Here is an 18571-nt window from a genome sequence, read left to right as displayed (position 1 = left end):
GAGGAGTTCGGTGCCCTTTTTTTCAACCTGTGCTACAATGCAGGCAGAATAATAGTGATAAGGAGAAAAAACATGAAGATATATACGGTCGATGCTTTTACGAATGAGGCTTTCTATGGTAATCCGGCAGGCGTGTGCCTGATGGAGGGAATGGATCAGAAGTCCGAGGCGTGGATGCAGCAGACAGCTGCAGAAATGAATCTTTCCGAAACGGCTTTTTTGTTCAAAAAGGAAGAAGGCGAATACGGCATACGCTGGTTCACCCCGTCCGCTGAAGTGGATTTATGCGGTCATGCGACACTTGCCTCCGCGCACGTGCTGTGGGAAGAAAAGGAAGTATCAGAAACGCAGACGATTACGTTTCAAAGCGCGAGCGGGCCTTTGGCTGCCTTTCTAAAAGAAGGATCCATCTGGCTTGATTTTCCGTCAGAGCCGCCCGAGCCTGCGCCTTTAAATGGAGAACTCCTGCAGGCTCTTGGAGTGGAGGCGCCTGCCGTGGAGCAGAACCGGATGGATGTTGTTGTAGAGGTCGACTCCGAGGCGGCGCTTCGAAATATCGTACCGGATATGGAAGCATTAGCGGAGCATACAACACGCGGGTGCATAGTTACATCTTTATCGGAAGAGGAAGGAATCGACTTTGTGTCACGCTGCTTCTTTCCAGCCATTGGTGTGGAGGAGGATCCGGTGACGGGCTCGGCGCACTGTGCGCTCGGCCCGTATTGGGCAAAACGGATGGCAAAGCAGAGCTTCACGGCCAAACAGGCGAGTAAACGGGAAGGGATTGTGGAGGTGGAAATGCACCGCAGCCGCTGTCATATCGGTGGCCGGGCAGTGACTGTTATGAAGGGCGAGTGGCTGGCCTGATACTGTCTAAAGAGAACCGAATCCAGAAATAAAAGCGGACGCCCGGTCAAAAGGCGTCCGCTTTTATTTGGGTTTCGAAGATGGCATGCCTTCCCATCGATCAGCTTCCTCCATATGAATGCCGAACTGGTCGAGCGTGCGGTAGGCAATATGGTCGACCAGTTCATTGATATCTGCCGGCTGATTGTAAAAGGCAGGCATCGGCGGAGCAATAGTTACACCGAGTCTGGAAAGGGCGAGCATGTTTTCCAGGTGAATGGTGTTAAGAGGCGTTTCCCGTGTCATCAGCAGCAGGTGCTTGCGCTCTTTTAAAACTACATCCGCAGCGCGGGCAATAAGATTGTCCGCAAAGCCGTGACGGATAGAGGCGGTCGTTTTCATGCTGCACGGAGCGATAATCATGCCCTCGGTACGAAAGGAGCCACTGGATATGCGGGCGGCCTGATCCTTCGAGGAATACGAAACGTCGGCCAGCGCCTCCACCTGGGCCACGGTGTACGCTGTTTCAAGCGGAATCGTAGCCTTTGCCCAGGAGGATAAAATCAGATGGGTTTCGATGTCGGTGGATTTTAATATTTCGAGCAGGCGGATGCCAAAAATGGCGCCCGTTGCGCCGGTTATACCAATAATTAATTTCAAAAAAAGAACCTCCTTCATGCAGGCCGTCGGAAGACCCTGTTCGCTCGTTTGATTGTATCACGAGTGAGAGCGAACGCGCATGAAGGAGGAGGTTATACAGAGAGGGCAAATTAATCGGCCTGCATGCCTCCGTCAACGTTATACAAGGAACCGGTAACGAAGGAGGCCCGGTCGGAAGCGAGAAAAAGTACGACTTCCGCGACTTCCTTTGGAGTGCCAAAGCGTTCGGCGGGTATGCCTTGACGAATTGCCGCTGCCGCCTGTTCCGGATCGTCCGGCGAAAGGTTGCGCTGAATACTGGTAAGCATTTGTGTGTCAATGGCAGCCGGTGCTACAGCGTTCACCCGGATATTGGCTGAAGCGGCTTCCAAAGCGGCCGTTTTCGTCAGGCCGGCCACAGCATGCTTCGAAGCAATATATCCAGCCATTCCCGCTGACCCGATATAGGCAGCGTTGGAAGCGGTATTAATGATTACCCCGTATTGCTGCTTTTCCATTTGCGGGATCATATGCTTCAGCCCAAGGAAAATGCCAGTCGTATTTATATTCATGATTAAGTCAAATTGTTCCTTATCCAGATCCCTGATAGGAGTGACGGGGCCGTTAATGCCTGCATTATTAAAGAAAATGTCTATTTTCCCGAAGCTCTCTGCTGCTTGTTTAACATAATTTTCGACGTCCTCTTCCTTTGTTACGTCTGCCTGGATAACAGTGACTGTCTGTTCCCCGCTCGTTAAATCATTTTTAGCGTTCGTTAAAGCTTCTTCATTCACATCCACAAGAACAACGTCCGCTCCGTTATCGAGAAACAGCTCAGCTGTTTCTTTGCCAATCCCGCCGGCGCCACCTGTGATTAAAGCTGTTTTACCCTCCAGCATCGAAACCCTCCTAATAGTATTAAAATACGTTCGGTAGTGAAGTAAGAAGATATACCTACAGTATAATGATAGCGCTTCCAAAAATCAAACCAAATGACTAAATTCTTCCAATGTCAGAAAATATACATTGCAGATGGTATAAACCATCCATTTTTAGCAATAATGCACAGAGAGGATACTGAATTTGTGTGATGTTAAACAATGATCCGGTGCGTGCTTCTCCGATAAAATAAAATTAATCATTAAACGAATGAATAAATAAAGAAGTCAAGAATTGTTCGTTTTTTATTTAGGAGGGAAATATAGTGCAGGCACGGCAGGATCTAAGACCAATCACTAATGAAAAAGAAAGAATCCTCGGCCCGAAAGCTTACGTAGCGATGTGGTGGGGCGATACGATCATGATCGGTACCTTTATGCTTGGTTCAAGTCTGATTCCGCCGTTTGGCGATCTGAATCTTTACCAGGCGGGCGCGGCCCTGCTTCTCGCAAATATTATGGCTGCTCTGTTGTTTTCATTAAATGGATATGTAGGATGGAAGCACGGAATTCCGATGGTGGTTCAGCTTCGTTCGTCCTTCGGCCCGATCGGGTCAAGAATTCCTGCCCTTTTACGCAGCATTCCGGCTTTGTTCTGGTTCGGGATCCAGACGTGGCTCGGGGCGCAGGCGTTGAATCAGATTGCCTCGGGCTTTATAGGCTTTGAAAACGTATGGGTATGGTTTTTCGGCTTTCAGGCCCTGCAGATTTTTCTTTCGGCTAAAGGCATTGAATCTATCAAATGGGTCGAAATTGTCGGCTCTGTAATTATAATGGGCGGTATCATCTACTTAATTTTCCTGTTCTTAACAACGTTTGGGTTTGAAGTGCAGGCAGCGGCAAACGTGGACGGCTCCTGGGGCATTCCGCTCTGGCTTGCAATGACCGTTCTGGTGGGACAGTTTGCAGCTCTTTTGATCAACGTCTCGGACTACACAAGATACCTGCCGAAAAAGACAAAGACGTCCACCTATATTAACGCTCATCTCGTGGGCATGGTGCCGCCCAGCATTCTGCTTCCCTTTATCGGAATGCTCGGAGCGGCTGCGGTAGGAATTTGGAACCCGATTGATGTTATTTCCGAATATATTCCTTCCACTGTCGCAAGCATTATTGTATTGATTTTTATCGCGATTGCCCAGGTGACCACGAACTTAATGGCTAATATTATGCCGCCGGCGCTCGTGGCGATGGATCTGTTCAAAATTTCGTGGGCGAAGTCATGCATTATCATCGGCATACTTGCCACGTTCACATGCCCGTGGTGGCTGATGAATGCTGCATATTTTACAACATTCATTGCGATTGTCTCCGCCTTTTTAGGACCGGTGTTCGGCGTGATGATTGCAGACTTCTTTTTCGTGCATAAACGCAACTACAACGTGGCAGCGCTGTACGAAAAAAACAAGCTGTTCCAGGCTTTTAAAGGATGGAATCCGGCCGCAATTATTTCCATCGCTGTTGGTACTGGCATCTCCTTTATTAATATCGATGGCTCCTGGTTTATCGGAGGAGTGCCGGCGCTTTTACTTTATACTGTATTAATGAAATACTGGATCGCTGGGCACGAACCGTACGTTCAGGAAGGAATGAATCAAAGCTTTAGCGACGAAGAGATCGGCGACGAAAAACCAGTTCCACAGTGGATAAAGGATTCGTAATACGAGAAAAAGAACAGGCGGCGGCCTGTTCTTTTTGTATTTAAATGCTTATATAAGTATAATTATACAATGAGAGATGGTGAGCATATGAAAGTATATTTACAGGCAACCTATGATGTTAATTATGGGGCGGAGAGCATTCAGCAGAAAGCGGCAGAATTGTTTTGTCCAGAAATGAACGAGAAAGAAAAGATAGAAGCTGCCTACCTATTTGTACGTGATGAAGTCAGCCATTCGTGGGACATTCAGGGAAAGACGGTCACCCGGAGAGCCTCTGAGGTGCTGAAATACCGGGAGGGGATCTGCTGGTCCAAGTCGCATCTTCTGGCGGCGCTTCTCCGTTTGGAAGGGATTGCCTGCGGCTTCTGCTACCAGCGGTTAACACTCTTCGAGGAACCGGCAGACGGCTACTGTATCCATGCGTTAAATGCCGTCTATCTTAACGAGGAAGACAGATGGGTGCGGCTGGACGCAAGAGGCAATAAACCAGGCATTGATGCTCAATTTTTTACCGATAAAGAGCAGCTGGCCTTTAGCGTGGAGACGGCAAAGGACGAGCGGGACTACCCGGAGGTATATGCGAACACCCCGGAAGAGCTTCTGGATGTCCTGGACCGTCAACGGGATCCGGTGTATATGTACCGGTACGCGCTTCCGGAATCGCTTTGTAAAGGTTTTTAAGCATTTTGGACCTCCTGCAGAATCAATTCGAAAATCGCTCCGTGTCTCACCGTTCCGGAACGATTTTGATAATTGCCATATTTTTGCCACAATATGTTAATAGCTTTGTCATAAATAGTATGTGATTTTTATCACGTTCAGGAGCATAATAATACCAAGTCATGTGAATGATTTCACTTAAATTTGTGAAATATTGAACAGAGGAGGGAGCTTCATAGTGGATGAGCTGATTTTAGCCAGAATGCAGTTTGGGTCGACGACGATTTTTCATTTTTTCTTTGTGCCTTTATCGATTGGGTTAGTTTTTATGGTAGCAATCATGCAGACATTATATTATTTTCGCGGTCAAGAAGTGTATTTGAAAATGACAAAGTTCTGGGGCCATCTGTTTTTGATTAATTTTGCGATCGGGGTGGTCACAGGTATCATTCAGGAATTTCAGTTTGGCATGAACTGGTCGGAATATTCCCGTTTTGTAGGCGATGTGTTTGGGGCGCCGTTGGCGGTGGAGGCCCTGCTTGCCTTCTTTATGGAATCGACCTTTATCGGCCTGTGGATTTTTGGATGGAACCGTCTGCCCAAAGGCATTCACCTGATGTGTATTTGGCTTGTGGCGCTTGGCACGATTCTTTCGGCCATGTGGATTCTCGCAGCCAACGCTTTTATGCAGGAGCCGGTCGGTTATATTCTGCAGAATGGACGGGCGGAAATGAATGATTTCTTTGCTCTTCTTTCCAATCCTCAGTTTTTAGTGGAATTTCCGCACGTTATATTCGGTGCTTTTGCCACGGGGGCCTTTGTTATAGGCGGCGCGAGTGCTTATAAAATGCTGAAGGGAGAAGAGGTTCCCCTGTTCAGGAAATCGTTCGCCCTCGCGATGGCGCTCGGTCTGGTCGGCGGTATGGGAACAGCATTCAGCGGCCACGTGCAGGCGCAGCATTTGATGGAGTCACAGCCGATGAAAATGGCAGCCAGTGAAGCTCTATGGGAGGATAGTGAAGACCCGGCGGGGTGGAACCTATTTGCCTGGATGGATGTTGAAGCGCAGGAAAACAAAGCTCAGCTGGAGCTTCCGTATCTGCTCAGTTATCTTGCCTATGAAGAATTTGAGGGCTCCGTGCCGGGAATGAAGACACTTCAGGCAGAGTACGAGGAAGAGTATGGACCTGGGAACTACATTCCGCCGGTGAACGCCACCTTCTGGAGCTTCCGGATTATGGTGGGTGCCGGAATGACTATGATTGCAGCTTCGGCGCTTGGTCTCTGGTTTTTATTCCGGAAAACGCTCCTTGAACGCCGCTGGTATTTAAAGCTGATGATGGCACTTATTGCCTTCCCGTTTATAGCAAACACCGCCGGATGGATTATGACGGAAATCGGCCGGCAGCCGTGGACCGTTTTTGGTTTAATGACGACTGCGGCTTCGGTCTCGCCAAATGTTTCAGTGGGATCGCTCTTATTCTCTATCATTACATTCACTACAATTTACCTGCTGCTTGGCGTTGTGATGGTTTATTTATACATTAAAGAAATTAAAAGGGGCACGGAGCACGACCCGGAGGATGAAGATCAGGATCCGGCAATAGATCCCTTTGACAAGGAGGCATATGAACATGGAGCTCAGTGAATTTTGGTTTTTGCTGGTGGCTGTTTTGTTTGTTGGATTTTTCTTCCTGGAGGGATTTGATTTCGGGGTCGGCATGGGCACAAGAGTACTGGCCAAAAGCGATCAGGAGCGCCGGGTGCTTATCAATACGATCGGCCCATTCTGGGATGCAAACGAGGTTTGGCTGATTACAGCCGGAGGAGCAGTGTTCGCTGCGTTTCCACACTGGTATGCTACTATGTTCAGCGGCTACTACATCCCATTTGTATTTGTCCTGCTCGCTCTTATTATCCGGGGCGTGGCATTTGAGTTCCGGGGAAAAGGCCGTCATATGTACTGGAAAAAAACATGGGACTGGAGCATTTTTCTTGGAAGCCTTATGCCGCCGTTTTTGTTTGGGGTGTTGTTTACGAGTATGCTAAAGGGCATGCCAATTGATGAAACGATGACAATGCGGGCGGGGTTTACCGATTTTGTCAATATATATTCGGTGGCCGGCGGCCTCACTCTCGTTATTTTATGCTACTTGCATGGCATGATGTTTTTGACGCTGAAAACAGTTGGAGAAGTGCAGGGACGGGCGCGTAAGCATGCAGGCCGTTCTGCAACGGCGGTTTTCGCTGCGCTGATTGCTTTTGTGGTGCTCTCTGTTTTCAATACTGATATGTACGTGGTTAAAGGCGGCTGGGTAGCAGGCATTACCGTTGCTACTGTAACGAGCTATGCTGCTGCATTTCTTTTCTCCATGCGGGGCAGAGACGGGTGGGCATTTGTCTTTTCCGGTATTGGGATAGCCTCTGTCGTCGCTTCAGTTTTTGTGGCTCTGTTTCCAAGAGTCATGGTGAGCTCTCTTTCATCATTAAATGACTTAACGGTATACAGTGCTTCCTCGGGGGATTACTCTCTTCGGGTTATGTCAATCGTAGCTATTACACTTCTACCATTTGTACTTGGCTACCAAATATGGAGTTATTATGTGTTCCGCAAACGGGTCACCGGAAAGGATCTGACCTACTGATGGGAAAAGACCTGCTGAGGTACCGGGGGGTAAAAGCCTGTTTCAGCTGGATGATTGTGCTGACGATTTTTCAGGCAGCAGCAATTGTGATGCAGGCTTACTGGCTTGCCCGGGCTATTGTGCCATTATTTGAACAACAAGGCTTGTCGGCTGCGTTAATGCCTGCTGCGTGGTTTACAGCTGCGCTGATTTTACGCTATCTTCTGCAGTCCTGGAAAGAGGCTGTGGCTGCTTCCTTTGCCAGTAAGCTGACGGGGGAAAAGCGTGATGCACTCTTTCAAAAAATCGGCCGGCTCGGCCCGGGCAGTACTGTCCGGGGCACGGGAGGCGCAGTAACAACTTTTGTGGAAGGGATGAGTCAGTTTCAGCGCTATGTTGAGCTGTCGCTTGTGAAAATTCCCGGTGTGCTCATTATTCCAGTTGTTACCGGAACGGTAGTATTAAGCCAGGACGTACGTTCCGGGATAGTTTTATTCACCGCTTTTCCCATCCTGATTGTATTTATGATTCTTCTCGGAGTGGCTGCGAAAGCAAAGGCGCACAAGCAGTGGCATTCCTACCAGCTGTTATCCAATCATTTCATTGACTCCGTGCGGGGACTGAAAACGCTGGTATATTTAGGGAAGGCGCGGGGCCATGACCAAAACATCCGTAAGGTGAGCAACCAGTACCGGAAAGCGACAATGAGCACACTGAAGGTGGCTTTTTTAAGCTCGTTTGCCCTCGATTTTTTTGCCATGCTTTCCGTAGCAGTAGTAGCTGTTTTTCTTGGTTTGAGCCTGATTGAAGGCCAGGGGGAGCTGCTTCCAGCGCTATTTGTTCTTATCATGGCTCCGGAATTTTTTATGCCAGTACGTGAACTTGGAAGTGATTTTCATGCAACGCTCGACGGTAAGGAAGCTGGAGCTGCTGCCGAACAGTGGCTGGCGGAGAAGGAGAACAACCAGGAGCCTTCGCTTCTGCACAGTTGGACAGAAGAGAGCCGGTTAATACTCAAAAATATTTCCGTGACTCATGCCGGAAGCGAAGCGAATGCACTCAATGAGGCTTCCGCAGTTTTAGGCGGATTTGAAAAAATCATGATTGCCGGAGACAGCGGCTCAGGTAAATCTACGCTCATTCATCTTCTGGCCGGGTTTCTTCCGGCTTCAAAAGGAGCGGTGATTATAGACGGAGAGTGGCGCACCCATTTACAGCAGGAGGGATGGCGGCAGCAGATTGCTTACATTCCTCAGCACCCCCATATTTTTGCAGGCACTATTGAAGAAAATATCCGCATGAATAAGCCGGGAGCATCAGAAAAAGAAGTTGACGATGCAGTCAGACAGGCAGGCCTTGAAGAATGGATAAAAAGTCTTCCAAAGAAAGAAATGACGGTCGTAGGTGGAGGAGGCCGCGGTATCAGCGGCGGGCAGGCGCAGCGTATAGCAATCGCACGCGCGTTTTTAAGCGGCCGGCCGATTCTGCTGATGGATGAACCCACCGAGCATTTGGATATAGAAACGGAATATGATATTAAACAGCGGTTAAAACAGCTGTTTGAAGGAAAGCTAGTCATTATGGCGACACACCGGATGCACTGGTTAAATGATGTCGATCGGGTGATTTTTCTGAAAGAGACCCGATTAGCTGAAGACGGGCGCCCGGAGAGTCTGATTAGAAACAGCGCGGCTTTTCAGGAATGGATTCGGATGCAGAGGAGAGAAGCAGAATGAAGGGGCAATGGATACTGCCTTACGTAAAAAAATATAAGCGGGGTATCGCATGGACGGCCTTCTTTGGGCTTCTTGCCTCCGTATCAGCTGTGGCTCTGCTGTTTGTTTCAGGCTTTTTGTTAACCAAGTCGGCCACACAGCCTGAAAATATTCTAATGGTATACATTCCGATTGTTGCTGTCCGGGCTTTTGGGGTCAGCCGGGCCGTCTTTCGTTACTCAGAACGGCTGACAGCACATCAGGCAGTACTAAAGATTTTATCTGATATGAGAGTTCGTTTATACAGAGGGCTGCTTCCTGTGGTGGAAAAAGGGTCCCATCTGCTTCATGCTGGAGACACGCTCGGGCTTCTGGCTGAAGACATCGAGCGCCTGCAGGATATTTACATTAAAACCGTCATGCCAGCAGTAAGCGCGCTCGCTCTGTATCTGCTGTCAGCACTTTGGTTTGGATTTTTTTCCTGGGAAATGGGCGCTTTGGCAGCTTTGTATACGCTCATCTATATGACTTTGGTTCCGTATTGGTCCTACAGACGCGCCGTCTCATTTGTGCAGGAATGGAAGCCAAAACGGGCGGGGCTGTATAAAGAAACATCAGAGGCGGTATTCGGGATTGGGGAATGGCTGTTGAGCGGTCGTTTCATGGAGCTTGCCGGACGTTTTCGCCAGGCGGACGAGGCTATGCGTTCAGTGGAGTGGAAATACAGCCGGTTTATTCGCGCCCGCGGGATATTTTTACAGACAGTGACAGCCGGGCTTGTGCTCATTGTTTTGGCGTGGGCCGGATCCGGGGCGGAATCGGGATCGCTTGCCCCAACGCTCGTGGCGGCGTTTGTCTTGTTTATATTTCCACTCACAGAAACGCTAATCCCAATTTCTGATGCGGTGGGCGAGCTGCCGAGGTACACGCATTCGACAGAGCGCCTAAACAGGCTCGAAGCGGAAGAGGATCTGCAGGATTCGCAGTCGTGGAAGCCGGAACACGAGGGAAAGCATATTTTCTTTGGTGATGTTTCTTTTCATTATGAAGCTTCACAGCCCGTGTTGAAGCATTTGCAGGCAGAATGGAGACCTGGCTGCCGTGTAGCTCTTTTAGGGCCAAGCGGAGCCGGGAAATCAACAATGCTAAACCTGCTGCGGGGCGTGTGCTTTCCTTTTCACGGAGAAGTGGTTGTGGAAGGGCGGCCGGCTTCTGCCTGGGGCGAGAGAATTACGGAAAAGATTGCCGTATTGAACCAATCTCCGTATTTATTTTCGACTACGGTAGAAAATAACATAAGGCTTGGCCGCCCGGACGCCTCAATGGAAGAAGTAAAACAGGCGGCGAGACAGGCGCAAATTTATGATGCTGTAAATGCGCTGCCGGAAGGATTCCATACGAATATGCAGGAGGCGGGTGCTCGTTTTTCCGGCGGCCAGCGCCAGCGTATAGCACTGGCGCGGGTGCTTCTGCAGGATACACCAATCGTCATTTTGGACGAGCCTGCGGTGGGGCTCGATCCCCGAACAGAACAAGCATTAATGGAAGACGTGCTGGAGGCGTTAAAGGGTAAAACGGTAATTTGGATTACTCATCATTTAAGCGGCCTCGAGCAGATGGATGAAATCTGCTTTCTGGATCAGGGCCGTATTACAATGCGTGGCACTCACGAAGAGCTAATGCGTACAAGCCCCCGGTATCAGAGGCTTTACGGGCTGGACCAGCCGGGAGCAGTTCACCGGGAAAAACAAACAACAACAAAATAGCCAAAAAGAGCCAGTCCTGTAGAAAAACAGGCTGGTTTTTTGTGCCTGGGGTTCCATCCGGAATGTATAGGGCTTATGATTTGTGGCATTCGGGTAAAATAAAAGTAGTCAAAGAAGCAGAAGCAGGAGGGGGAATCTATGGATTACTGGTACTACAGGCAGAACGAAAAAGAGCACGGGCCGCTGTCGAGTGCGCAGATGCGGGCGTTAATCGATGAAAAGCAAATTGGTGCTAAAACGCTGGTATGGTCGGAAGCCACCGGGGGGCGCTGGCTTTCGCTCAGCCGCACGATTCTCGCCGAAGCGCTTACAGAAGAAGAGCATCCTGGCGACCAGGCGAGAAGTGCCTTTATCCGTGCTTCCACCCGGATTAATCAATATGTCGGGGAAGAAGGGTCGGCCGATTTCCATTTGAAAAATTTGTTTTCGGACGTATTCAAGCGGCACACGAGGGAGGAAGCAGAGCTGGTGTTTATTTCCGGCACCTCCCTGACGACGCCGAACGAGCAGGAGATTCCGCTTTCTTGGCCTAAGCCGTGGCTGTTTTCACGAGTGCTTCTGGTGCTTGCGGTAACATATTTGATTTTGTATGGATGTACGCTGTTTTTCGGCAATGTGCTGACTATCCCGGGCATGATCGCCATCGGTTCATTTGCTGCCCCTTTTGCGCTCGTTGTATTTTTTTATGAACTGAACGCTCCGAGAAACATCAGTATGCTTCGCGTGCTGCAGATGTTTTTCGTCGGAGGGGTGGCGTCAATTTTTGTCACGCTGATTTTGTATTCCTTTATCCCCATCGGTGAAATCGGGTTCTTCAGCGCTATCGTTATTGGTGTTGTCGAAGAAGTGGGAAAGCTGATTATTATTGCGTACTTAATAAAGAAAACGCAGGTGAAGTATATTCTGAACGGGCTCTTGATCGGTGCTGCTGTCGGCGCAGGCTTCGCTGCCTTTGAGTCCGCCGGCTATGCGCTTAATTTCGGCCTGCAGTATGGAACCGGCGTAATGATCGACGTTATTTTCGAACGCGGCTGGCTGTCGATTGGCGGGCACGTTGTATGGGGCGCCATCATAGGTGCTGCTTTACTGCTCGTAAAGCGCGGCGGGCCGCTGCGGAAAAAGCATTTGACGGACCGGCAGTTTTTGAAAATCTTTATTATTCCAGTGCTGCTTCATGCAGTATGGGATATGCCGATTGCATTGTTTCCTGACAGCCGTTTCGTGCAGCTGATTTTGATCGCTGTGGCCTGGTATTTGATTTTGACGATGATCCAGGCTAGTCTGCGTCAGATTGCAGCTTTGCATACAAATGGAAAGAAGCCGGAGCAGGTCGGTGAAGACGAACTGGAGGTTCAAACGGTCTCGCGGGGACAGACGATGTCACGCATGGGTCGGAAAGATAACAAGGAATAAGGAGCGAACAGCGACATGCCTGAAGGACCAGAAATACGGCGGGAAGCCGATAAAGTGGAAAAAGCCCTGCAAAAAGGGCCGATCAGCGAGATATACACGGCATTTGAGCGATTAAAGGCTTACGAAAATCTGCTTTCGGGCTCAGAGGTCAATGAGGTGGCTACAAAAGGCAAGGCGATGCTCATTCATTTGAATAGCGGCTATACCATCTACTCCCATAATCAGCTTTACGGAAGATGGTATGTTAAAAACAGCTACACGTACCCGAAGACAAACCGCAAGCTCCGTCTGGCCCTGCATAATGAAAAGAAATCCGCCCTGCTGTACAGCGCCTCGGATGTGGAGATTATGCCGACTGAAGAAATCTGGGACCACCCATTTGTCTCCAAGGTTGGACCGGATCCGCTCAGCGAGAAAGTAACAGTGGATATGATTGTGGAGCGCGCCCTGGATAAAAAGTTCCGGAACCGGCGCCTGACATCACTTTTGCTTGATCAGCATTTTATTGGGGGCATCGGTAATTACCTTCGCAGCGAAATACTGTTTGCTGCCGGTGTTTATCCGGATCAACGGCCCGCTGATCTGGATAACGGACAGGTCCGGCAGGTGGCTGAAGTACTGCTTGTATTGATGGAGCGCTCCTATAAACAAAAAGGAATAACAACGGATGAGTCAGTCGTCGAGCGTGCAAGGGCAGAGGGGAAAGCTTACAGCGAGTACCGGCACTGGGTGTTTAACCGCGGCGGCGAGCCCTGCCGGGTGGACGGGACGGAAATTATCCGCTTCACTGCCGGTTCAAGACGCTGCTACTACTGCCCGACCTGCCAGCCAAAATAAACGCCAGAGCCCCTGTCACCTTCGTTTGAAAAAACGGACAGCTCCCTGCATAATAAACATGTTACTAAACATAAGTATTTGCAGCAGTGATGGGGGATATGGTGGGGAAAAAGCGAACTAAACCGTTAAAGCTCGTAACATGGATTACCTTGTTAATTTCTGCAGTGATGCTGATTGCGCTTTGCATTACCGGCATTATCGTTGCCGTGGATACAGCTGACGATGTCCGGGATCAGCAGGCAGAAAAAGCACTGAATATTGCCCAGGCTGTCAGCCGTTCACCGGAAGCAGCACAAGCGCTGCAGGCCGGCGGCCAGGGAGGCAGCCTGCAGGAATATACAAAAGAAGTACAGGAAGCAACGAATATGGAATACATTGTCGTTATGGATATGAACAGCGTGAGGTATACGCATCCGCGCGAGGACCGGATCGGAAAGAGATTCGCCGGGGGAGACGAGACAGAGGCCTTGAACGGCCGTACGTATGTATCCACGGCTGAAGGAACGCTCGGTGTGTCCATGCGGGCGTTTGTACCGGTGATGGCCGGAGGGGAGCAGATCGGCGTCACCTCCGTGGGCATTCTGACCGACAGCATTCAGGAGGATATCTGGGCAGACCAGAAAACTCTGGTGCTCGGCAGTGGTATCGGTCTGGCCGCCGGCGTACTTGGCGCCTTCTGGCTGGCCCGCCGGATCAAAAAAACGATGCACGGCCTCGAGCCGCTTGAAATATCGCAGGTGCTTGAACAGCGGGAGGCAATTATGTCCTCTGTACGGGAAGGCGTACTTGCCGTCAACAGCAACGGCACAGTAATTCTGGCCAACGATGCGGCCAGGGAACTGTTCGCGGAAGCCGGCGCCGAAGAAGATCCGATGGGAAAGGATATATCCCATTTCTTTGCTGATTCCCTTCTGAAAAGAGTGCTGCAGACAAAAGAGCAGGAGCTCGACCAGATCCAGCAGCTGAACGACGTAGAAATTATCGTGAGCTGCATGCCGGTCGTTTCAAACACAACCCTGCTTGGTGCTGTGGCAACCTTTCGCAACAAAGATGAGCTAACGCGGCTCGTCGAGCAGCTGTCCGGCGCCAGAACCTATGCGGAGACGCTCAGGGCCCAGTCCCACGAGTTTATGAACAAGCTTCACGTCATTTCGGCCATGATTCAGACAGAATCATATGAAGAGCTCGATGACTATGTGATGAGCATTTCAAGCAACTACCGCCAGGAGGTCGGATGGGTGACCGCTTATGTGAAGGATCCGGTGCTTGCCGGCTATTTAATGAATAAAATATCCAACCTGCAGGAAAACGGTATCGAAGTGGAGCTCTCGGGAAGCGGGATGTGGCCGGCGATGGCTGATCCTGAATGGACCGACCATATGATCACAATTATCGGCAATCTGATCGACAATGCCCGTGACGCGATGAAGCAAACGCCGTCCCCTCATTTGTTTATGCATATTTACGTAGAAAACAGCTATCTCGGCTTTCAAATCGAAGATAACGGGCGGGGGATGGATGAGAAGACCCAGGCAGAACTGTTTGAACGGGGGTACTCGACGAAGGGCGAGGGCCGGGGCTTTGGCATGTACAATACGAAGCGTTCGCTTGAGACGCTGCAGGCGGACGTGTTCATCGATTCCCAGCCAGGGGAAGGAACGGCCTTTGACGTGCAGATACCAATAAAGAAGGAGAACTGAAATGAGAGTATTAATGGTCGAAGATGACCCAATGGTAGCTAAATTTAACCGCATGTATGTCGAACGTGTTCCCGGGTTTGACGTAGCGGGGCATGCGGAAAACCTGACGAAGGCAAAAGAAATGCTTCATGCAGAAGCGGTCGATATTGTGCTTTTGGACGTGTATTTAAATAAAGAAAACGGCCTTGATCTTCTAGAGGAGCTGCGAAGAGAACAGATCCCGGTGGACGTGATTGCGATTACGTCGGCGAACGACACCTCGTCCCTGCAGCGGGCCAAACGGCTTGGCTGTACAGATTACCTGATTAAACCGTTTCATTTTGAGCGTTTCCGGGAAGCGTTAATCAATGTCAAGGAATGGCAGAAGGCGTCCGGGACGAAAAAGGAGTGGGGGCAGGAGGATGTGGATCAGCTGTTTTTAGCCAACAAGGGAACACAGGAGGAGCACGAGCTGCCCAAGGGGCTTACGACAGAAACCTTCCGGATTGTCGGCGAAGAAATTCTGCAGCATGCGGGCAGTACCTTTACGACGCAGGGGCTCGCAGAAAGCACGGGCATATCGAGAGTGTCCGTACGGAAGTATCTCGCTTTTCTGGAGGGAGAAGGGGTGCTTAAAATAACGATGAACTATGCGGGAAGCGGCAGGCCGCTGCAGCAGTACACGATGCCTCCGGAGCAGGTGGAAATACTTAAAGACTGGATGGAAAAGTAAGGAAAAAGGCTGAAGGTTTTGGTTATTTTGTTTACAAAAGTATGTGCTTACTTACAAAATGTATACAAGGAATCAAAACTCTATTATATTAATCAGCAAGCGCTTTCAATAATCTGAAAAAAGAGGTGAGAAGGATGAAGAATACGGTTGCTTCCGGCTGGAAATCATTGTGGAATTCCCACAGGCAGACCAAAAAACTGCTGAATGTGTTCCAGACGGACCGGTCACCAACGCGTCATAAGGAAGAAGAGATCCAGGATCCTTCTACTGCAGGACGCAAGACCAATCGTGGCGGAGACGACGGAGGAGGAAACAATGGAGGAGACAGTGGCGGGCAGGACCCAGCCTACAAACGTCCCCAGCTCGTAGGACTTATTTTAGGGCCATTATTATTTCTCATTACCATGTTATTTTTGGATCCTTCGGGGCTCAGCTATGAAGGAAAAGCAGTCCTTGCCACCACGCTTTGGATCGCCACCTGGTGGATTACAGAAGCGATCCCAATTCCGGCGACCTCGCTTTTGCCGATTGTCCTTCTGCCTATTACCGGGGCACTGGACGGCGACACGGTCGTTTCTTCCTACGGTAACGATATTATCTTCTTGTTCTTAGGTGGTTTCTTTATTGCCTATGCGATGGAAAAATGGAACCTACATAAGAGGATCGCGCTGTTTATTATCGCGGTTATCGGGACAAGCACCAACCGGATTATTCTCGGCTTTATGGTTGCCACAGGCTTTTTATCCATGTGGGTCTCCAATACAGCGTCAACCATGATGATGCTACCAATTGCGCTTGCGATTACGTATCAGGTATCGGAAGCCCTCAAGGAAGAAAAGGATTCCGAAAAAGAAGTGAAAAAATTTGAAAAGGCGCTTATTTTCGGTGTTGGTTACGCCGGAACGGTCGGCGGGCTCGGTACACTGATCGGAACGCCGCCACTCAGTATTCTGGCCGCGCAGTCGGAGGAGCTGTTCGGACAGCAGATTTCCTTCGCCCAGTGGATTATGTTCGGTGCGCCGATTGTAGCTGTCTTCTTACTGATTGTATGGTTCTATCTGACCCGTTTTGTATATAATGTCGGCTTTTCCACTATACCGGGCGGCCGTGACATGATTCAGTCCGAGAGAACAAAGCTCGGCGCGATGAAATACGAAGAAAAAATTGTAATGGCCGTATTCGTATTTGCCGCTGTGATGTGGATTACACGTTCCTTCTTCTGGGAAAATGTGGTTGGGATTACTGGTCTCAGTGACGGAGGAATTGCCATGATCGCCACCGTGCTGTTGTTTTTGGTGCCTGCCACAAAAGAACAGGAGGACCCGCGGGTACTCGTCTGGAAAGATTCCCGGGAAATTCCGTGGGGCATTCTGCTGTTGTTCGGGGGCGGTCTCGCGATTGCGGCCGGCTTTAGTAACACAGACCTTGCCGAATGGATTGGTAACAGCTTAACTGTTCTTGAAGGCGTGAATATCATTCTTGTGATTCTTGTGTCTGCTGCGCTTGTATTGTTCTTAACGGAAATTACGTCCAACACAGCGACAGGCACCATGATTATTCCGCTGGTGGCCTCTTTGGCACTCGCGATTCAGGTGCACCCGTTCGCACTGATGGTGCCGTGTGCCATGGCTGCAAACTGTGCGTTTATGCTGCCGGTTGGTACACCGCCAAACGCCATTATTTTCGGGAGTGGGAAAATACGGATCATCGACATGGTGAAAAACGGTTTCTTCCTGAATATATTTGCGATAATACTAATTACGGCATTAGTCTACCTGGTTCTGCCGACGCTTTGGGGCATCGATTTGACTACCGTACCCGACTCGTTCCGTAACAACTAAGGAGGATCCGTGGTGAAAATTGTACAGGTGGAAGAGCAGGCGGTGCCGATCAAATCGGACATCCGTAACGCGTTTATTGATTTTAGTAAAATGAATGTTTCTGTCGTCGCGGTCAAAACCGATGTCATAAAAAACGGCAAACCGGTTGTAGGCTATGGGTTTAACTCCAACGGCAGGTATGCACCGAGCGGACTTTTGCGCGAGCGGTTTATCCCGCGTCTGCTTGAAGCATCTGAACAGGAGATTACAAGTGATGATGGGACCAACCTGGATCCCTTTAAAATTTGGAGCATATTGATGACCGGCGAAAAGCCCGGTGGTCACGGCGAACGCTCTGTGGCTGTCGGGGTCATTGATATGGCGATATGGGATGCGGTGGCAAAAATTGAGGAAAAGCCGCTGTATCAGCTGCTTGCCGAAAGGTATGGAAGCGGGGAAGCAGACAGCAGTGTATTTGTATATGCTGCCGGGGGCTATTACCAGCCCGGAAAAGGACTCGATGCCCTTCAGCAGGAGATGCGCACGTATTTGGACTCCGGCTATTCGGTGGTGAAGATGAAAATAGGAGGATCATCGATTGAGGAGGACATTCAGCGCATTGAAGCAGTCATTGAGGTGACCGGCGATCCGGGAAAGCTTGCAGTGGATGCAAACGGGCGCTTTGATCTGGATGAAGCGATTGCCTATGCGAAAGCGCTCGAACCATACGGGCTGTTTTGGTACGAGGAAGCGGGCGACCCGCTTGATTACGCTCTGCAAAATACATTGAGCCGCTACTATTCCCATCCGATGGCCACTGGCGAAAACCTGTTTTCCATGCAGGATGCACGGAATTTAATCAGCTATGGCGGTATGCGGTCGGACCGGGATTACCTGCAGTTTGACTGTGCCCTCAGCTACGGTCTGGTGGAATATATGCGTACGCTTGATATGCTGGATGCAAACGGATGGTCGTCAAGAAGGTGCATTCCGCACGGCGGTCATCAGATGTCACTAAATATTGCAGCCGGACTCGGTCTTGGCGGCAATGAATCCTATCCGGGTGTCTTTGAGCCATTCGGCGGATTTGCCGATGACTATCCGGTGGAAAACGGCTATGTGCAGCTGCCGGAGGTTCCCGGCATCGGCTTTGAAGCGAAAAATAATCTTTATACGCTGCTGCGATCCGTGCTGCAGTAAAGAATAGCCTGCATTCATCCTTTGATGAGTGCAGGCTATT

General features: G+C 49.9%; 15 protein-coding genes. 13 read left to right on the top strand and 2 right to left on the bottom strand.

The genetic code is table 11. The features are described 5' to 3' along the window. Window positions 1–72 precede the first annotated feature (72 nt). Complete coding sequence (locus tag Q0757_RS11295; RefSeq protein WP_298787365.1) at window positions 73–867, top strand: PhzF family phenazine biosynthesis protein; 795 nt, start codon at window positions 73–75, stop codon at window positions 865–867. A gap of 63 nt (window positions 868–930) precedes the next feature. Here the strand turns inward: Q0757_RS11295 and Q0757_RS11290 are convergent, their stop codons facing one another. After that, window positions 931–1506, bottom strand: a complete 576-nt coding sequence (locus tag Q0757_RS11290; protein WP_298787363.1) for a UbiX family flavin prenyltransferase — start codon at window positions 1504–1506, stop codon at window positions 931–933. Window positions 1507–1616: 110 nt separating this feature from the next. Further along, window positions 1617–2384 carry an SDR family NAD(P)-dependent oxidoreductase gene (locus Q0757_RS11285; RefSeq protein WP_366139536.1) on the bottom strand — a complete coding sequence of 256 codons (768 nt, stop codon included), beginning with the start codon at window positions 2382–2384 and terminating at the stop codon, window positions 1617–1619. Between the two features lie 305 nt (window positions 2385–2689). Between Q0757_RS11285 and Q0757_RS11280 the strand changes: the two genes are divergently transcribed. The 12 genes from Q0757_RS11280 to Q0757_RS11225 all read left to right on the top strand — a co-directional run bounded on the left by Q0757_RS11280 (window position 2690) and on the right by Q0757_RS11225 (window position 18531). Beyond that, window positions 2690–4084: an NCS1 family transporter gene (locus tag Q0757_RS11280; protein WP_298787361.1), complete on the top strand. Its 1395-nt coding sequence runs from the start codon at window positions 2690–2692 to the stop codon at window positions 4082–4084. An 87-nt stretch (window positions 4085–4171) separates the two neighbouring features. After that, on the top strand, window positions 4172–4765 hold the full coding sequence (locus Q0757_RS11275) for a transglutaminase family protein (RefSeq protein ID WP_298787359.1): 594 nt from the start codon (window positions 4172–4174) through the stop codon (window positions 4763–4765). A 217-nt stretch (window positions 4766–4982) separates the two neighbouring features. Then, on the top strand, window positions 4983–6392 hold the full coding sequence (locus Q0757_RS11270; protein WP_298787357.1) for a cytochrome ubiquinol oxidase subunit I: 1410 nt from the start codon (window positions 4983–4985) through the stop codon (window positions 6390–6392). Beyond that, entirely contained in the window at window positions 6379–7389 is a 1011-nt protein-coding gene (gene cydB, locus Q0757_RS11265; RefSeq protein ID WP_298787355.1) for a cytochrome d ubiquinol oxidase subunit II, read from the top strand. The genes Q0757_RS11270 and cydB overlap by 14 nt, the downstream gene beginning before the upstream one ends. Beyond that, entirely contained in the window at window positions 7389–9104 is a 1716-nt protein-coding gene (cydD, locus tag Q0757_RS11260; RefSeq protein WP_298787353.1) for a thiol reductant ABC exporter subunit CydD, read from the top strand. The genes cydB and cydD overlap by 1 nt, the downstream gene beginning before the upstream one ends. Next, window positions 9101–10849, top strand: coding sequence for a thiol reductant ABC exporter subunit CydC (gene cydC / locus Q0757_RS11255; protein ID WP_298787351.1), 1749 nt, complete (start codon window positions 9101–9103; stop codon window positions 10847–10849). Before cydD ends, cydC begins: the two co-directional genes overlap by 4 nt. 138 nt (window positions 10850–10987) lie before the next feature. Then, window positions 10988–12262 (top strand): PrsW family glutamic-type intramembrane protease, encoded by a 1275-nt coding sequence (locus tag Q0757_RS11250; protein ID WP_298787349.1) that lies wholly within the window; start codon window positions 10988–10990, stop codon window positions 12260–12262. 15 nt (window positions 12263–12277) lie between these two features. Beyond that, window positions 12278–13099 (top strand): endonuclease VIII, encoded by an 822-nt coding sequence (gene nei / locus Q0757_RS11245; protein WP_298787347.1) that lies wholly within the window; start codon window positions 12278–12280, stop codon window positions 13097–13099. Between the two features lie 98 nt (window positions 13100–13197). Then, a complete protein-coding gene (gene dcuS / locus Q0757_RS11240) occupies window positions 13198–14799 on the top strand; it encodes a DcuS/MalK family sensor histidine kinase (protein WP_298787596.1) in 1602 nt (533 codons plus the stop codon). Window position 14800: 1 nt separating this feature from the next. Beyond that, window positions 14801–15511 (top strand): response regulator, encoded by a 711-nt coding sequence (locus Q0757_RS11235; protein WP_298787345.1) that lies wholly within the window; start codon window positions 14801–14803, stop codon window positions 15509–15511. Between the two features lie 134 nt (window positions 15512–15645). After that, on the top strand, window positions 15646–17352 hold the full coding sequence (locus Q0757_RS11230) for an SLC13 family permease (protein WP_298787343.1): 1707 nt from the start codon (window positions 15646–15648) through the stop codon (window positions 17350–17352). Window positions 17353–17364: 12 nt separating this feature from the next. Beyond that, window positions 17365–18531: a mandelate racemase/muconate lactonizing enzyme family protein gene (locus Q0757_RS11225; RefSeq protein ID WP_298787340.1), complete on the top strand. Its 1167-nt coding sequence runs from the start codon at window positions 17365–17367 to the stop codon at window positions 18529–18531. Window positions 18532–18571: the final 40 nt, after the last annotated feature.

Origin of the sequence: uncultured Marinococcus sp., assembly GCF_947493875.1 — a bacterium.
In the GTDB taxonomy this organism is placed as follows: Bacteria; Bacillota; Bacilli; order Bacillales; family Marinococcaceae; genus Marinococcus.
This window is presented reverse-complemented; position numbering and strand designations above follow the sequence as displayed.

Bases quoted from the DNA above. Each gene is read 5' to 3' on its own strand.
- nei (WP_298787347.1), top strand. From the start codon at position 12,278: ATGCCTGAAGGACCAGAAATACGGCGGGAAGCCGATAAAGTGGAAAAA.
- Q0757_RS11235 (WP_298787345.1), top strand. From the start codon at position 14,801: ATGAGAGTATTAATGGTCGAAGATGACCCAATGGTAGCTAAATTTAAC.
- cydB (WP_298787355.1), top strand. From the start codon at position 6,379: ATGGAGCTCAGTGAATTTTGGTTTTTGCTGGTGGCTGTTTTGTTTGTT.
- dcuS (WP_298787596.1), top strand. From the start codon at position 13,198: ATGGTGGGGAAAAAGCGAACTAAACCGTTAAAGCTCGTAACATGGATT.
- Q0757_RS11285 (WP_366139536.1), bottom strand. From the start codon at position 2,384: ATGCTGGAGGGTAAAACAGCTTTAATCACAGGTGGCGCCGGCGGGATT.
- Q0757_RS11295 (WP_298787365.1), top strand. From the start codon at position 73: ATGAAGATATATACGGTCGATGCTTTTACGAATGAGGCTTTCTATGGT.
- cydC (WP_298787351.1), top strand. From the start codon at position 9,101: ATGAAGGGGCAATGGATACTGCCTTACGTAAAAAAATATAAGCGGGGT.
- Q0757_RS11250 (WP_298787349.1), top strand. From the start codon at position 10,988: ATGGATTACTGGTACTACAGGCAGAACGAAAAAGAGCACGGGCCGCTG.
- Q0757_RS11275 (WP_298787359.1), top strand. From the start codon at position 4,172: ATGAAAGTATATTTACAGGCAACCTATGATGTTAATTATGGGGCGGAG.
- cydD (WP_298787353.1), top strand. From the start codon at position 7,389: ATGGGAAAAGACCTGCTGAGGTACCGGGGGGTAAAAGCCTGTTTCAGC.
- Q0757_RS11230 (WP_298787343.1), top strand. From the start codon at position 15,646: ATGAAGAATACGGTTGCTTCCGGCTGGAAATCATTGTGGAATTCCCAC.